This window comes from Amycolatopsis camponoti, from assembly GCF_902497555.1.
GTDB lineage: Bacteria > Actinomycetota > Actinomycetes > Mycobacteriales > Pseudonocardiaceae > Amycolatopsis > Amycolatopsis camponoti.
The window spans coordinates 2,401,883-2,414,786 of sequence record NZ_CABVGP010000002.1 but is presented as its reverse complement, the minus strand read 5'-3'; the positions used below and the strand labels follow the sequence as shown (position 1 = coordinate 2,414,786).

The following is a 12,904-nucleotide window of genomic DNA, read 5'->3' as shown; positions in this document are numbered from 1 at the left end:
GGCCGGTCCCGGTGGCCGGGACCGGCCGCGGTGATCAGATCCAGCCGTACCAGGCGTAAGCCTTCAGGCTCTTCTTGGGAAGCGCTTTCTTGACCAGGCGGACGAGCTTCACCGGATTCCTCCCTAGCTCGGTTGTCAGGACCGTGATCGACCCTAGGCAGTGCGGGATCGGTTCAGCACGAACAACTACACGTTCGGCCCAGATCTTTAGGCGCGAATGGGGCGCCAAGAAAAATGCGTGTTAAATCAGCTGAGCACTTCGCGCATGAATGTCACAAGCCAGTGCTGCGCCGGACTGCGCGCGTGCGTGTGGCGCGTGTACACCGACACCTGGGCCGGCTCGACCTCCAGGGGCAGCTCGAACAGCCGGACGCGGTGCTCGGCCGCGAACACCTCCGCCACCAGCCGCGGCACCATCGCCACCAGCTCGCCGTCCTGGACCAGGTACGGCAGGGCCGCGAAGCGCGTCACCTCCAGCACCACCCGGTCGAGCAGCCCGCACGCCTCCAGCGCGCGACGGGGGCCGTCGTGGCCGGTCGGGCCGAACACCGTCACGTGGCGTTCCGCCGCCAGCTCGTCGAACGACACCGACGGGCCCAGGCGGGGATGGTCGCGGGACACCATCCCCAGATAACCCTCGGAAAACAGCGGGACCCGCGCCACGCGCTGGGAGCTGATCAGCGGCGACGCGATGAACGCGTCGATCTCACCCCGGCCGAGCTGGTCGGCGGCCCCCGCGACGTCGAGGGGGCGGACCGTGAGCCTCACTCCGGGCGCGCGCTCGGGCAGCGCCGCCATCAGGCGGGGCAGCAGCGAGATCTCCCCCAGGTCGGACAGGCAGAGCGTGAACGCCGCCCGGGCGGTCGACGGGTCGAACGACCACGCGCCGCTGACCGCCGTCTCGATGCCGGACAGCGCGCTGTGCAGCGGTTCGTAGAGCGCGCGGGCGGTTGTCGTCGGCACCAGGCCGCCGCCGGTGCGGCGGAACAGCTCGTCGGAGAACCGGCGCCGGAGCTTCTGCAGGCTGTAGCTGATCGTCGGCTGCGTGACGTGCAGGGACTCCGCCGTCGCGGTCACACTGCGGGTCTCGTAGAGCAGCACGAACGTGCGCACCAGGTTGAGGTCGAAGTCCCGCATCATCGATCCCATCTATGAACGACCGAGGCAACATTTATTGGAACACAGCGCGTGGCGTCCTTAGGGTCTGGGCCAACCCGCCCGAGGAGGACCCCGCGCATGCCCACCGCCCGCCGGCTCGCCCACGAGTTCCTGCACCGCCGAGGCCTGACGACGATCTTCGGCAACCCCGGCTCCAACGAGCTGCCGTTCCTCGCCGAGCTGCCGGACGACTTCACCTACGTCCTCGGCCTGCACGAAGGCGCCGTGGTCGGGATGGCCGACGGCTACGCCCAGGCGACCGGCCGGCCGGTGCTGGTCAACCTGCACGCCGCCGCCGGCTCGGGCAACGCGATGGGCGCGCTGACCAACGCCGTCTACTCGCGCTCTCCCCTGGTGCTCACCGCGGGCCAGCAGGTGCGGGCGGCCATCGGCATGGAGGCGATGCTCGCGAACGTCGACGCGACGCAGCTGATGCGCCCCCTCGTGGGGTGGGCCGGCGAGCCGAGCTGCGCCGAGGACGTCCCGCGTTCGCTCGCGCAGGCGGTGTTCGAGGCCGAGCTGCACCGGCGGCCGAGCTACCTCTCGGTGCCCTACGACGACTGGGCCGCCGAGCTGGACGCCAACGCCGCCGTGACGCTGGACCGAAGCGTCCGAAGGGGGCTGACGCCGAGCGAAAGCCAGCTCGACGACCTCGCCGAGGCCGTCGCCACCGCGAAGAACCCCGCGCTCGTCCTCGGTGGGGACCTCGACGCCACCGGCCTGTTCGACCGGACCGTCGCGCTCGCCGAGCACCTCGGCCTGCCGGTCTGGGTGGCGCCGTCGCCGCACCGGCTGCCCTTTCCCAACCGGCACCCGCTCTTCCGCGGCGTGCTGCCGGCCGGTATCGCGCCGGTGTCGGCCGCGCTGACCGGGCACGACCTCGTGCTCGTCCTCGGCGCGCCGGTGTTCCGCTACCACCAGTACGTGCCCGGCGCGTACCTGCCGGAAGGCACGCGGCTGATCCAGGTGACCGACGACTTCGGCGCGGCGGCCCGGGCGCCGATGGGCGAGGCGCTGGTCGCCGACCCCGCGCCGGTGATCGAAGCGCTGCTGGCCAAGGTGCCGGGCCGCGGATCGAGCGGGGACCACGTCGGGAACCCCGAACCCGAAACGGGCGGGAAAGCGCTGCACCCGGAGCAGGTCTTCGCGGCGCTGCGCGAAACGCAGGCCGAGAGCACCCGGTATGTCGTCGAATCGACATCGACGAACTCGGCGTGGTGGCGGCAGATGGACCTGCGCCGCGAAGGCTCGTACTTCTTCCCGGCCGCCGGCGGCCTCGGGTTCGGCCTGCCGGCCGCGGTCGGCGTCGCCATGGGCAGCCCGGACCGCCCGGTCGTCGGCGTCATCGGCGACGGCTCGGCGAACTACGGCATCACGGCGTTGTGGACCGCGGCGCACTACCGCGTCCCGGTCACGTTCGTGATCCTGCGCAACGGCGTCTACGGCGCGTTGCGGTGGTTCGGTGAGCTGCTCGGAACGCCGGATGTACCCGGCACCGAGATCCCCGGCCTCGACTTCACCGCGATCGCCGCCGGCTACGGCGTCCCCGCCACCACCGTCACCGGCCTAGACGACCTGCACGCCCAGCTCAAGTCGACCCCGGACGGCCCCCGGCTGATCCAGGTCGACACCGAACCGACCACACCGGAGTGATCATGACCTTGCTGGACAACGAGTTCCTCACCGGCACCGGCGGGACTCACGCGGTCGTCGAACCGGCCACCGGGGAAACCCTGGGCAGGGTCGGCATCGCGACCCCGGACGACGTCGCGAAAGCCGCGGTCGACGCGGCGAAGGCCCAGCGCGACTGGGCGCGGCGCAAGCCCGCCGAACGCGCCGCGGTGCTGCGCCGCGCCGGCGAGCTGTGGGAGGCGCACGCCGCCGAGGTGCAGGACTGGATCGTCCGCGAAGCCGGTTCGACGCGGCCCAAGGCCGGGATCGAGACGGAGATGGCAGCCGGGATCTGCTTCGAGGCGGCGGCGTTGCCCACGCACCCCCGCGGTGAGGTGCTGAGCACCGGCGAACCGCGCTGGTCGCTGGCCCGGCGCGTCCCGGCCGGGGTGGTTTCGGTGATCGCGCCGTTCAACTTCCCGCTGATCCTGGCGATCCGCTCGGTCGCGCCCGCGCTCGCGCTCGGCAACGCCGTGCTGCTCAAGCCGGATCTGCGCACCGCCGTGTCCGGTGGGGTGAGCATCGTGCGCGTCTTCGAGGAGGCCGGGCTGCCCGAAGGCCTGCTCCACCTCTTGCCCGGTGACGCCACCGTCGGCGCCGCGGTGGTCGACGCGCCCGAGGTGTCGGTCGTGTCGTTCACCGGCTCGACGGCCGCCGGGCGGAAGGTCGGCGAGGCCGCCGCACGGGCGCTCAAGCGCGTGCACCTGGAGCTGGGCGGGAACAACGCGCTCGTCGTGCTGCCGGGTGCCGACGTCGCCAAGGCCGCGTCCGCCGGCGCGTTCGGCTCGTTCCTGCACCAGGGCCAGATCTGCATGACGACCGGCCGCCACCTCGTCCACGAGTCCCAAGTGGACGACTACGTCGAGGCACTGGCGGAAAAGGCGCGGCGGCTGCCGGTCGGGAACCCCGCCGCCGGCGACGTCGCGCTCGGCCCGATCATCGACGACCGGCAGCTCGCGCACGTCACCGACGTCGTCGATCGCAGCGTCGCGGCCGGCGCTCGCGTGCTGGCCGGCGGCAAGCCCGACGCGCCGTTCTACCCGCCGACCGTCCTCTTCGGACTCGACGACGACACCCCGGCGTGGCGGGAGGAGATCTTCGGGCCGGTCGCGCCGGTGCGCGCCTACCGCGATCTCGGCGAGGCCGCACGCCTGGTGAACGACTCCGAGTACGGCCTGTCGGTCGGCATCCTCGGCGACGTCGGCACCGCGATGACGCTGGCCGACGAGGTCCGCTCGGGCAAGGTGCACATCAACGAGCAGACCGTCGGCGACGAGCCCACCGCTCCGTTCGGCGGCGTCGGCGACTCCGGCAACGGCTCCCGCTTCGGCGGCGCCCAGGCCAACATCGAGGCCTTCACCGAAACCCAGTGGCTGACCGTCCGCGCGGACATCGCGGGCTACCCCTTCTGAAGGAGCACGGCAATGACGACGTCTCCCCGTCCCGTGTGGACGGCGGTCCTCTGCTGGCTGACCGTCCTGCTCGAGGGCTATGACCTGGTCGCGCTCGGCGCCACCATCCCGACCCTGCTGAAAAGCGGCTACCTCGGCTTCACCGCGGCCGGCGCGACCTTGGTCGCCACGGTGTCGCTGATCGGCGTGGCGGTCGGCGCGGCCGGCCTCGGCCCGCTCACCGACCGCTTCGGCCGGCGCGGCATGCTCATCGGCTCGGTGCTGCTGTTCTCGCTGTTCACCCTGCTGACGCCGCTGGCGCCGAACGTCGCGACGTTCGGGGTCTTCCGGTTCGTCGCCGGGCTCGGCCTCGGCGCGTGCATGCCGGTGGCGCTGACGGTGATGTCGGAGAACCTCCCGGCGCGGCGGCGGGCGAGCGCGAGCACGTTCACCATGACCGGTTATCACGTCGGCGCGGTGCTGACGTCGATCCTCGCGCTGTCCGCGAAGGAAGACTGGCACCTGCTGTTCTACGGCGGCGGGATCGTCGGGCTGCTGGCCGTGCCGCTGATGTGGTGGAAGCTGCCGGAATCCGCCGCGTACCTGGCTTCTCGCGAAGACGCGTCCACCGAACGCGTCGGGCTTCGCGACCTGCTGGGCCCGCGGTTCCGGCGGGTCAGCATCGCCGTGTGGACCGGGTCGTTCATGGGGCTGCTGCTGGTCTACGGGCTCAACACGTGGCTGCCGCAGCTGATGCGCACGGCGGGTTATCCGATTTCGACGTCGATCACGCTGCTGCTGGTGCTCAACATCGGCGCGGTGCTCGGACTGGTGCTGGCGGGCACGATCGCCGACCGGTTCGGCATCCGCCCGATCGCCCGGATCTGGTTCGGCGCGGGCGCGGTGCTGCTCGCGGCGCTGAGCCTGCGCATCGGCAACGCGGTCGTGCTGAACACGGTCGTGCTGCTGACCGGCGTGTTCGTGTTCTCGGCGCAGGTGCTGATCTACGGGTACGTGGCGCAGGTGTTCCCGGCCCGGTTGCGCGGCACGGCGCTCGGCCTGACGTCGGCGGTCGGACGGCTCGGGTCGATCCTCGGGCCGTTCGTGACCGGCGCGCTGGTCACGGCCGGGGTCGCGTACCCGTGGGGCTTCTACTTCTTCGCCGTCGTGGCCGCGTTCGGGCTGGTCGCGGTGCTGATGTTGCGGGAGGAACGGGTTTCGACGTCCGTGTCCGTGTAGTCAGGCGGTTTCCTCGGGACGGCGGCGCATGGCAGGTTCGGGGTTTTCGGTGCGGCGGTCGGAGTCCTTCAGCACCTCGCGGGCCTGGGCTTCGGGGTCGGCGCTGTCGGCGGCTTGCTCTTCGGGCAGCAGCTCGGCGCGGGTCTCCGTGCGGTCGGGGATCTTGTCGTCCATGCCCGGGTGGTACCCGCTGTCGCGCGCGCTCAGACACCGTTCAGCCGGCCGAGGGCGGACGCCATCGCCCGAGCCCGCGCCGAGCGGCTCACCTCGCGCAAACCGGTGGCTCAGTACTTCGCCCGCCGCTGCCCCGCCGCGTCTCGGCGGAGGCGGTCCGCCTTCTCCGAGATCTCGCCCAGCTGCTCCGCGAGACCCGCGTGGTGGTCGGCCAGGTAGGGGCGGGCGGCGGCCAACGGGGGCAGCAGCGTCGCCGGGTCGTCGTCGCCCAAGGCCGCCCCCAGCCGGTCCGCGCTCTCCTGGGCCGCCGGGCCCAGGCCGTCCAACGCGCTCACCCGGCCGGCCAGCTGGCGGAGGATCCCCGAGTTGCGGCGCGCCCAGCCGGCGACCGCCCGGTCGCCCGCGCGGCGGTCGCGCTCCGCGTCGACCCGGGCTTCGCCCGTCTTCTCCCCCGTGTTCGACGGCTGCAGCCGCAGGTACCGCCGTTCCGCAGCCTGGCGGCTCGCCACCCCCATCGCCGGCGCCAGCGCCACCCAGCTGGCGCCCGCCGCACGGGCCGCCGTGATCAGCTCCGGCTCCCAGCCCGCGAGCTCCTCGCGCAGCACGCGCAGGCCGGCCAGCGCGGACAGCAGCCGATCCTGCTCCGCCGTGCCCGCGCGGGCGGCCGTGACCACGTCGTGGACGCGCCGCAACGCGTCAGCGGGATCATGCGCCTCCATCTGTCATCCTTTCGACGACCCTGTTCTTGTCATCATTACGACGACATGCTAGAACAAAACCGCGTGGTGACGCCAGAGCCACCGCGCTCCGGAGGTGGATGCCGATGTTGAAGTGCAGCGACCCGTCCCACCCCGTGTCCGCCACCCGGGTGGCGGCCTGACCTCGGTCGAGGAGAATCGCGTGACCACCGTAAGACCCATGACGGACGAGCGCGCGCCGGTGACCGCTCTGCTCGAGGAGCTCCTGGCCCGGATCGCCGCGGACGTTCCGGGCGCCGTCGGCGCGGCGGTATCCCAGCATCAGCAAGGAACGCCGCTGCGAGTGGCGGCCACCCACGGCCTCGCGGCCGCCTTCGTCCCGGCCCAGCTGGACGGGCTCGGCGGCCCGGTCCCGACCGCCGACCGCACCGGCCAGCCGGTCGTCACCGCCGACGTCTTCGCCGACGAACGCTGGCCGTCGCTCACCCTGAGCGGCCTGATCGAGCGCCACCCCGAGCTGGCGGCGGGGTGGGCGCGCGTCCGCGGCGTCGCGGCACTGCCGGCCTGGGACGCCGAGGACGGCTTCGTGCTCTCGGTGGCGCTCGACCGGCCCGCCACCGAAGAGACGGTGCAAGTGTTGCGGCGCTACGAAAGGCTCACGGCCCTGGCATTGGTCCTCGCCGAAGCGGCCCGGCCCGACCGGACCGAGCAGGTGCTCGACCTCCTGCAGTCGCGGGCCGCGCTCGAGGAGGCGAAGGGCATCGTCATCGCCCTGCGCCGCTGCGATCCCGAGGAAGCGTGGGAGACGCTGAGGCGAGCGAGCCAGCAGTTCAACGTCAAGGTGCGCGAGCTCGCCGTGGCGCTGGTGGAGCTGCTGGCCGGCGCCCCGGCGCCGCAGCCCGGCGGTGACCGCACGATCCGGCCGGGCCTCGCCGCCCGCGCCGCCGCCGAGCAGGTGCTGCGGGCGTTCGAGGGCGAGGCCGAGCTGACCGGCGTGTAACGACCCGGGCGTCGCGGACGACCTGCGTGCACCGGGATCGCCGATCCCGGACGGCCCGAGGAGGCCCGATGCCGGGTTCCGGTCCCTGGCCCGAGATCCACCGGGAGCGCGCCGCGCTGGCCGACGATCTCGCGGACGTGCAGGCCTGGTCGGCTCCTTCCCTGTGTCGCGAGTGGACCGTCCACGACGTACTCGGCCACATCGTGTCGACCGCGACGCTGACGCCGGTCAGGTTCTTCGCCGGACTGGCCGGCTCGGGGTTCCGGTTCGCCGCGATGACGGCGAAGAACATCGCCCGCGAGACCGCGGACGGCCCCGCGGCGACGCTCGCCCGGCTGCGCGAACACGCGGACGACACGACCGGGCCGCCGGGTCCGGCGGATTCGTGGCTCGGCGAGATCGTGGTGCACGGCACGGACATCCGGTGGGCGCTCGGGCTCGACCGCGCGTTCCCGGCCGCGACGCTGATCCGCGTCGCGGAGTTCTACCGCCGGTCGAACCTGCTGATCGGCGCCAAGAACCGGGTCGGCGGGCTCACGCTGCGGGCGAGCGACACCGAGTGGTCGGCCGGGAGCGGACCCGAGGTGGCGGGTCCACTGCTCGCCTTGGTGATGGCGATGACCGGCCGGGAGGCCGCGCTGGACCAGCTGTCCGGCGCCGGGCTGGAGGAGCTTTCGGCCCGGTGCCGGACGGTCTGAGCACGGCGCTTCACCGCCGGGAGGTCCTCGCGCCGGCTCAGGCCGGCTCGACGCGGAACACCGCGATGCGTTCCGCCGCCGCGGCGGCCGCGTCCGGAGTCGCCGCGTCCGCGAGGCCCGTGGTCACCAGCCGCTTTCCCACGCTGGCCGGGCTTTTCGCCACCAGCTCGCGCAGGAGCGGCCGTCGCTGCTCCACCGGGACCTCCGTCAGGCGGGCCGCCGTGGTGCGGCGGCCGCGGGTGAGCGTCACCTCGGCCGCCGCCCGGGCGTTCGCCACCCACGCCGCCTTCGGGTAGGCCTGGAAGATGTAGCGGTCGCCGTCGATCGGGATGACCGCGATCGGGAACGTGCGCGGCACCCCCGTGCGGCGGCCGGGGACGGTGAGCAGCTGCATCGGGCCGAACGCGACGCCCAGCCGCTGGAGTCCCACGACGATCTTGTTCCCGGCGTTGACCATCCGCCGGTAGTTCTGCGCTGTTGTCATGCCACGACCGTACACGAGATCATATGAAACTCATATCATCTCTATCTCGTATTCAGCGGCGTTCCGGGCCCGGCTCGGTTTCCGGCGGCAACGGGTCCGGCACCGGCGTGCCCGGCTCGGGGGCCGGCCGGTCCGGATCCGGGCCGGGCAACGACGGGTCCGGCACCAGAGGGTCCGGCGGGGTCGCCTCGGGCGGCGCCGGGGGTGCGGTCAGGCGAACTGCGTCCGGCATCGGATTTCCCTCCGCCACTGCCATCCGTGACTCGGACGGCGATCACCGGTGACTACCACCGCGGCGCGAACCGGAAACACCGGCCGGTACCGGCGCCCACGCCCGGCGGCCGAGGAAGGCCAGCATCCGCGTCTGCTCGTCGGCTCCGCCGGGCGGCGCCAGCTCCGGCCCGAAGAACCCCGGCCGGCGCACCGCGTTCGCCCGCGCCCAGGTGAACGCCACGTCCACGAGCTCCGGCGGGAGGCGCACGTCCTGACCGGCCGCCGAGCCGATGTCCCAGCTGTGCGCGACGAGGTCGGTGATCAGCAGCGTGACGATGCCGGCGACCGGGATCTCGCCGAGCCCGGGCAGCGAAACCGGGCGGCGCAGCTCCTCCTCGGTCAGCTCGGCCACCGCCGCGGCCCGCCACGTCTCGACGGGGTTCGTCCCGGCGAGCACGGCGGGGTGCGGCGCTCCCGGTGCGCCCGCGGTCTCCGCGTAGTCCTCCCCGCTCGCCCAGGCCCGCAACTGGCGTTGACCCCAGACGACGTGGCCGGCGACGTCCCGCACCGACCACTCCGTGCACGCCGACGGTGTGTCCCACTGGTCGTCGCGCACCGCGGCCAGCACCGCGTCGAACCCGCCCTGGGCGCGCCGGTACAAGTCCATCGTGTCCATTTCGCTCCTTCGTCAGAGGTGTCGTTCTCCCCGAGGACGAACGGGCGCGGCCGGACTCGACAGTTGACCCTGACACCGTGTCAGCCGCTATCCCGGACCCATGACGTTCTTCCGCACCGCCACCGAGGTGGCCGCCGGCCTCCGCCGGGGCACGCTCTCGTCCCGCGACCTGACCGAACGGCTCTTCGCCCGCATCGACGCCTCCGAGGTCAACGCCGTCGTCGCGACCCGGCGCGACTTCGCGCTCCAAGCGGCTTCGAAGGCCGATGCGACGACCGGCGGGCCCCTGCACGGCGTCCCGATGACGATCAAGGACGCGTTCGCCGTCGCCGGGATGGCCACGACCTGGGGCGAGCCGGCGTTCGCCGAGGCCGTGGCGGACCGGGACGCCGCGGTCGTCGAACGACTTCAGGCGGCGGGCGCGATCGTCGTCGGGAAGTCGAACGTGCACCACCTGCTCGCCGACTTCGGCCGGACTTCGAACCCGGTCTACGGCCGCACGCTGAACCCGCGGGACCACGCCCGGACGCCAGGCGGGTCGAGCGGCGGCGCGGCGGCCGCACTCGCGGCCGGACTGTCCTTTTTGGAGTACGGCTCCGACCTGGCCGGCTCGATCCGCATCCCGGCGGCGTACTGCGGCGTCTACGGCCTCAAGCCGACCCCGGGAACCGTGCCGCTGCGGGGTTTCCAGCCGCCCGGACCGCCCGCCGAGCCCGCCCGGGAGTTCCCGTCCACCGTCGGTCCCCTGGCCCGCTCGGCCGCCGACCTGCGGCTCGCGCTGACCGTCACCGGCGGACCGGGGACGCCGTCACGCCGGTCGCGGCTCGCGGACTTCCGCGTCGGCGTCGTGCTCGACGACCCGGCCTGCCCGGTGGCCGGCGAGGTGGGCGAAGCGCTGTCGGACGCCGTCGACGCGCTCGTCCGGGCCGGGGTGCGGGTAGCCGAAGGCTGGCCGGACGGCGTCGATCCGGTCGTCCAGGCGGAGGCGTTCGGTTTCCAGGTCGAGTGGTTCTTCGCCGCGATGGAAGGCGGCGAGCCGGCCGGCGCGGACGAGCAGGAGCGCCGGCGGGCGACGCTGGGCGCGGCGTGGGCCCGGTACTTCGCGGACGTCGACGTCTTCCTCTGCCCGACCGTGTTCACGACGGCGCCGCGGCACGACGACCGGCACCGCTACGACGACCAGGTGTTCTGGGTCGCGCAGGCGTCGCTGCCCGGGCTGCCCGCGGTGAGCGCGCCGCTGGCGGGCACGCTGCCGGTCGGGCTGCAGGTGGCCGCGCCGGCGCACGAGGACGACACCGCGATCACGTTCGCGGAGCTCGCCGCGGACGTCCTCGGCGGGTTCGTCCCGCCTGCGGAATGATCGGAGGAGTGTTCTCGATCGGCGACTTCGCCCGCCACGGCCGGGTGTCGGTCCGCATGCTGCGCCACTACGACGCGCTCGGGCTGCTGCGGCCGGCGCGCGTCGACCCCGCGACCGGCTACCGCAGCTACACGGCGGGCCAGCTGGCGCGGCTCAACCGGATCGTCGCGCTGAAGGACCTCGGGTTCACCCTCGACCAGGTGGCGACGCTGCTGGCCGACGACCTCCCGGTGGAGCGGGTGCGCGGCATGCTCGCCCTGCGGCGCTCGGAGCTGGAAGCGGCGCTGGCGGAAGGCGCGGCGCGGCTCGCGCAGGTCGAGGCGCGGCTGCGGACGATCGAGGAGGAAGGTCGCGCCCCCGACGTCGTCGTCAAGGACCTGCCCGCGATGCGGGTGGTGGAGCTGACCGGCGTGGCGGCTGGGTTCGCGCCGGAGGCGATCGGGCCGGTGGTGCGCCCGCTGTGCGCGGAGCTCGGCCGCCGTCTCCCTCTCGCGGACGTCACCCCGGCGGGCCGGCTGACGTGCTACTACGAGCAGCGTCTCGAGGACGAGGTCGTCGTGCACGCGGCGGTCCCGGCGTCCGTCGGTCCGGGCGACCTGAACGGCTTGGCGGTGGTGGACGTCGCCCCGGTCCGAGCGGCGACCCTGGTCCACCGCGGCGCGATCGACGGCGTGCTGCCGAGCTGGCAGGCGGTGGTCCGGTGGGTCGACGGCCACGGGTTCGCCTCGGCCGGGCCGCAGCGGGAGCTGTACCTGGACTGCCCGGAGGATCCGGCGGGCTGGGTGACGGAGCTGCAGGAGCCGATCGGCTAGGGCCGGTGGGCGTGCTCGGAGGGCAGGTCGCGGTCCAGGTGGTCCGCGTGGTGCAGAGCCTGGGCCAGCAGGCCGCGCACGTGGTTGTCCGCCGCCGAGTAGTACACGAAGGTTCCCTCGCGACGGCCCTTCACCAGGCCCGCCAGCCTGAGCTTCGCCAGGTGCTGGCTGACCGCCGTCGGGGCCGCGCCCGCCAGCTCCGCCAAGCACGCCACCGAGGACTCGCCCTGGAGCAGCGCCCACAGGACCTTGATGCGGGTCGGGTCGGCGAGGAGGCGGAACGACTCCGCGGCCAGGTGGACCTGCTCGTCGGTGGGCATGTCGAAGTCCGGCAGCGACGCGTGCATGGCGTGAACCCTACTACTTGCGTATCTGCATGTGTGCGCAGATAGACTCACAGCATGGGACACGGACACGGACACAGTCACGACTCCGCCGACCGCGTCGACCACGCCCTCGAAACGAGCCGGCGCGGCCTGCGCACGCTGACGTGGTCGTTCGCCGCGCTGTTCGTGACCGCCGTCGCGCAGCTGGTGCTCGTGCTCGTCACCGGGTCGGTCGCGCTGCTCGGCGACACGATCCACAACTTCGCCGACGCGCTGACCGCCGTCCCGCTCGGCATCGCGTTCCTGCTGGGCCGGCGCGCGGCGACGCGCCGCTACACCTACGGCCTCGGGCGCGCGGAAGACCTGGCCGGGGTGGTCGTCGTGCTGGTCGTCGCCGCTTCGGCGGTGCTCGTCGCGTACGAGTCCGTCCGGCGGTTGCTCGATCCCGAGCCGGTCGGGTACCCCTGGGTGGTCGCGGCGGCGGGCGTGATCGGCTTCGCCGGCAACGAGCTCGTCGCGCGGTACCGCATCAAGGTCGGCCGCGAGATCGGCTCGGCCGCGCTGGTCGCCGACGGGGTCCACGCCCGCACGGACGGCTTCACGTCGCTGGCCGTCGTCGCGGGCGCCGCCGGGGTCGCGTTCGGCTTCCCCGCGGCGGATCCGATCGTCGGGCTCGGCATCACGGTCGCGATCGTGTTCGTGCTGCGCGACGCCGCGAAGGAAGTGTTCCGACGATTGCTGGACGCCGTCGACCCGGCCTCGGTGGAGCTGGCCGAACGGACGGCGCTCGACGTCGAGGGCGTACTCGGCGCGCGTGACCTGCGGATGCGGTGGATCGGGCACCACCTGCGGGCCGAGCTGGCCGTCACGGTCGCGTCGGAGCTGACGGTCCGCGAGGCCCACTCGCTCGCGCACGAGGTGGAGCACCGGCTGGTGCACGCGGTCCCGCACCTGACCGCGGTCGTCGTCCACACCGAACCGGAACGGGCGCACCAGCACTAGCC

Annotated in this window: 16 protein-coding genes; 8 read left to right on the top strand and 8 right to left on the bottom strand. The window is 73.2% G+C overall.

Translation table 11 applies throughout. The annotated features are described in order from the left end of the window. Positions 1 to 34: 34 nt before the first annotated feature. Positions 35 to 112: a tryptorubin family RiPP precursor gene (locus tag AA23TX_RS51030; protein WP_225440239.1), complete on the bottom strand. Its 78-nt coding sequence runs from the start codon at positions 110 to 112 to the stop codon at positions 35 to 37. A gap of 134 nt (positions 113 to 246) precedes the next feature. Next, a complete protein-coding gene (locus tag AA23TX_RS31695) occupies positions 247 to 1,137 on the bottom strand; it encodes a LysR family transcriptional regulator (RefSeq protein ID WP_155547432.1) in 891 nt (296 codons plus the stop codon). Between the two features lie 99 nt (positions 1,138 to 1,236). Between AA23TX_RS31695 and mdlC the strand changes: the two genes are divergently transcribed. From mdlC to AA23TX_RS31680, 3 genes are read left to right on the top strand one after another with little or no spacing between them, the layout of a single operon-like run. Then, positions 1,237 to 2,811 (top strand): benzoylformate decarboxylase, encoded by a 1,575-nt coding sequence (gene mdlC / locus AA23TX_RS31690; RefSeq protein WP_155546429.1) that lies wholly within the window; start codon positions 1,237 to 1,239, stop codon positions 2,809 to 2,811. A 2-nt stretch (positions 2,812 to 2,813) separates the two neighbouring features. Next, positions 2,814 to 4,241, top strand: coding sequence for a benzaldehyde dehydrogenase (locus AA23TX_RS31685; protein ID WP_230862784.1), 1,428 nt, complete (start codon positions 2,814 to 2,816; stop codon positions 4,239 to 4,241). A gap of 12 nt (positions 4,242 to 4,253) precedes the next feature. Further along, entirely contained in the window at positions 4,254 to 5,459 is a 1,206-nt protein-coding gene (locus tag AA23TX_RS31680; RefSeq protein WP_155546427.1) for an MFS transporter, read from the top strand. Here the strand turns inward: AA23TX_RS31680 and AA23TX_RS49710 are convergent, their stop codons facing one another. Continuing rightward, complete coding sequence (locus tag AA23TX_RS49710) at positions 5,460 to 5,633, bottom strand: hypothetical protein (protein WP_196425606.1); 174 nt, start codon at positions 5,631 to 5,633, stop codon at positions 5,460 to 5,462. Positions 5,634 to 5,743: 110 nt separating this feature from the next. Next, complete coding sequence (locus AA23TX_RS31675; RefSeq protein WP_155546426.1) at positions 5,744 to 6,352, bottom strand: HSP18 transcriptional regulator; 609 nt, start codon at positions 6,350 to 6,352, stop codon at positions 5,744 to 5,746. Between the two features lie 181 nt (positions 6,353 to 6,533). Between AA23TX_RS31675 and AA23TX_RS31670 the strand changes: the two genes are divergently transcribed. Then, complete coding sequence (locus AA23TX_RS31670) at positions 6,534 to 7,331, top strand: ANTAR domain-containing protein (protein WP_230862783.1); 798 nt, start codon at positions 6,534 to 6,536, stop codon at positions 7,329 to 7,331. A gap of 68 nt (positions 7,332 to 7,399) precedes the next feature. Continuing rightward, positions 7,400 to 8,029, top strand: a complete 630-nt coding sequence (locus AA23TX_RS31665) for a maleylpyruvate isomerase family mycothiol-dependent enzyme (protein ID WP_155546425.1) — start codon at positions 7,400 to 7,402, stop codon at positions 8,027 to 8,029. Positions 8,030 to 8,066: 37 nt separating this feature from the next. On the opposite strand, the gene AA23TX_RS31660 is transcribed toward AA23TX_RS31665, so the two are convergent. From AA23TX_RS31660 to AA23TX_RS31650, 3 genes are read right to left on the bottom strand one after another with little or no spacing between them, the layout of a single operon-like run. Beyond that, positions 8,067 to 8,513 carry a nitroreductase/quinone reductase family protein gene (locus AA23TX_RS31660; RefSeq protein ID WP_230862782.1) on the bottom strand — a complete coding sequence of 149 codons (447 nt, stop codon included), beginning with the start codon at positions 8,511 to 8,513 and terminating at the stop codon, positions 8,067 to 8,069. A 52-nt stretch (positions 8,514 to 8,565) separates the two neighbouring features. Next, positions 8,566 to 8,745, bottom strand: a complete 180-nt coding sequence (locus AA23TX_RS31655; protein WP_155546424.1) for a hypothetical protein — start codon at positions 8,743 to 8,745, stop codon at positions 8,566 to 8,568. Between the two features lie 42 nt (positions 8,746 to 8,787). Continuing rightward, on the bottom strand, positions 8,788 to 9,402 hold the full coding sequence (locus tag AA23TX_RS31650; RefSeq protein WP_155546423.1) for a TIGR03086 family metal-binding protein: 615 nt from the start codon (positions 9,400 to 9,402) through the stop codon (positions 8,788 to 8,790). 100 nt (positions 9,403 to 9,502) lie between these two features. On the opposite strand from AA23TX_RS31650, the gene AA23TX_RS31645 reads away from it, so the two are divergent. Next, a complete protein-coding gene (locus AA23TX_RS31645) occupies positions 9,503 to 10,762 on the top strand; it encodes an amidase family protein (protein ID WP_155546422.1) in 1,260 nt (419 codons plus the stop codon). 8 nt (positions 10,763 to 10,770) lie between these two features. Then, positions 10,771 to 11,574: a MerR family transcriptional regulator gene (locus AA23TX_RS31640; RefSeq protein WP_155546421.1), complete on the top strand. Its 804-nt coding sequence runs from the start codon at positions 10,771 to 10,773 to the stop codon at positions 11,572 to 11,574. Here the strand turns inward: AA23TX_RS31640 and AA23TX_RS31635 are convergent. Beyond that, on the bottom strand, positions 11,571 to 11,921 hold the full coding sequence (locus tag AA23TX_RS31635) for an ArsR/SmtB family transcription factor (RefSeq protein ID WP_155546420.1): 351 nt from the start codon (positions 11,919 to 11,921) through the stop codon (positions 11,571 to 11,573). The genes AA23TX_RS31640 and AA23TX_RS31635 overlap by 4 nt on opposite strands. A gap of 54 nt (positions 11,922 to 11,975) precedes the next feature. Between AA23TX_RS31635 and AA23TX_RS31630 the strand changes: the two genes are divergently transcribed. After that, positions 11,976 to 12,902: a cation diffusion facilitator family transporter gene (locus AA23TX_RS31630; protein ID WP_155546419.1), complete on the top strand. Its 927-nt coding sequence runs from the start codon at positions 11,976 to 11,978 to the stop codon at positions 12,900 to 12,902. Positions 12,903 to 12,904 lie beyond the last annotated feature (2 nt).

What these genes read in the sequence shown, in the direction of transcription:
- AA23TX_RS49710 (WP_196425606.1), bottom strand. Translation starts at nt 5,633, where the DNA reads ATGGACGACAAGATCCCCGACCGCACGGAGACCCGCGCCGAGCTGCTG.
- AA23TX_RS31650 (WP_155546423.1), bottom strand. Translation starts at nt 9,402, where the DNA reads ATGGACACGATGGACTTGTACCGGCGCGCCCAGGGCGGGTTCGACGCG.
- AA23TX_RS31675 (WP_155546426.1), bottom strand. Translation starts at nt 6,352, where the DNA reads ATGGAGGCGCATGATCCCGCTGACGCGTTGCGGCGCGTCCACGACGTG.
- AA23TX_RS31695 (WP_155547432.1), bottom strand. Translation starts at nt 1,137, where the DNA reads ATGCGGGACTTCGACCTCAACCTGGTGCGCACGTTCGTGCTGCTCTAC.
- AA23TX_RS31655 (WP_155546424.1), bottom strand. Translation starts at nt 8,745, where the DNA reads ATGCCGGACGCAGTTCGCCTGACCGCACCCCCGGCGCCGCCCGAGGCG.
- AA23TX_RS31685 (WP_230862784.1), top strand. Translation starts at nt 2,814, where the DNA reads ATGACCTTGCTGGACAACGAGTTCCTCACCGGCACCGGCGGGACTCAC.
- AA23TX_RS31630 (WP_155546419.1), top strand. Translation starts at nt 11,976, where the DNA reads ATGGGACACGGACACGGACACAGTCACGACTCCGCCGACCGCGTCGAC.
- AA23TX_RS31680 (WP_155546427.1), top strand. Translation starts at nt 4,254, where the DNA reads ATGACGACGTCTCCCCGTCCCGTGTGGACGGCGGTCCTCTGCTGGCTG.
- AA23TX_RS31660 (WP_230862782.1), bottom strand. Translation starts at nt 8,513, where the DNA reads ATGACAACAGCGCAGAACTACCGGCGGATGGTCAACGCCGGGAACAAG.
- mdlC (WP_155546429.1), top strand. Translation starts at nt 1,237, where the DNA reads ATGCCCACCGCCCGCCGGCTCGCCCACGAGTTCCTGCACCGCCGAGGC.
- AA23TX_RS31665 (WP_155546425.1), top strand. Translation starts at nt 7,400, where the DNA reads ATGCCGGGTTCCGGTCCCTGGCCCGAGATCCACCGGGAGCGCGCCGCG.
- AA23TX_RS31645 (WP_155546422.1), top strand. Translation starts at nt 9,503, where the DNA reads ATGACGTTCTTCCGCACCGCCACCGAGGTGGCCGCCGGCCTCCGCCGG.
- AA23TX_RS31635 (WP_155546420.1), bottom strand. Translation starts at nt 11,921, where the DNA reads ATGCACGCGTCGCTGCCGGACTTCGACATGCCCACCGACGAGCAGGTC.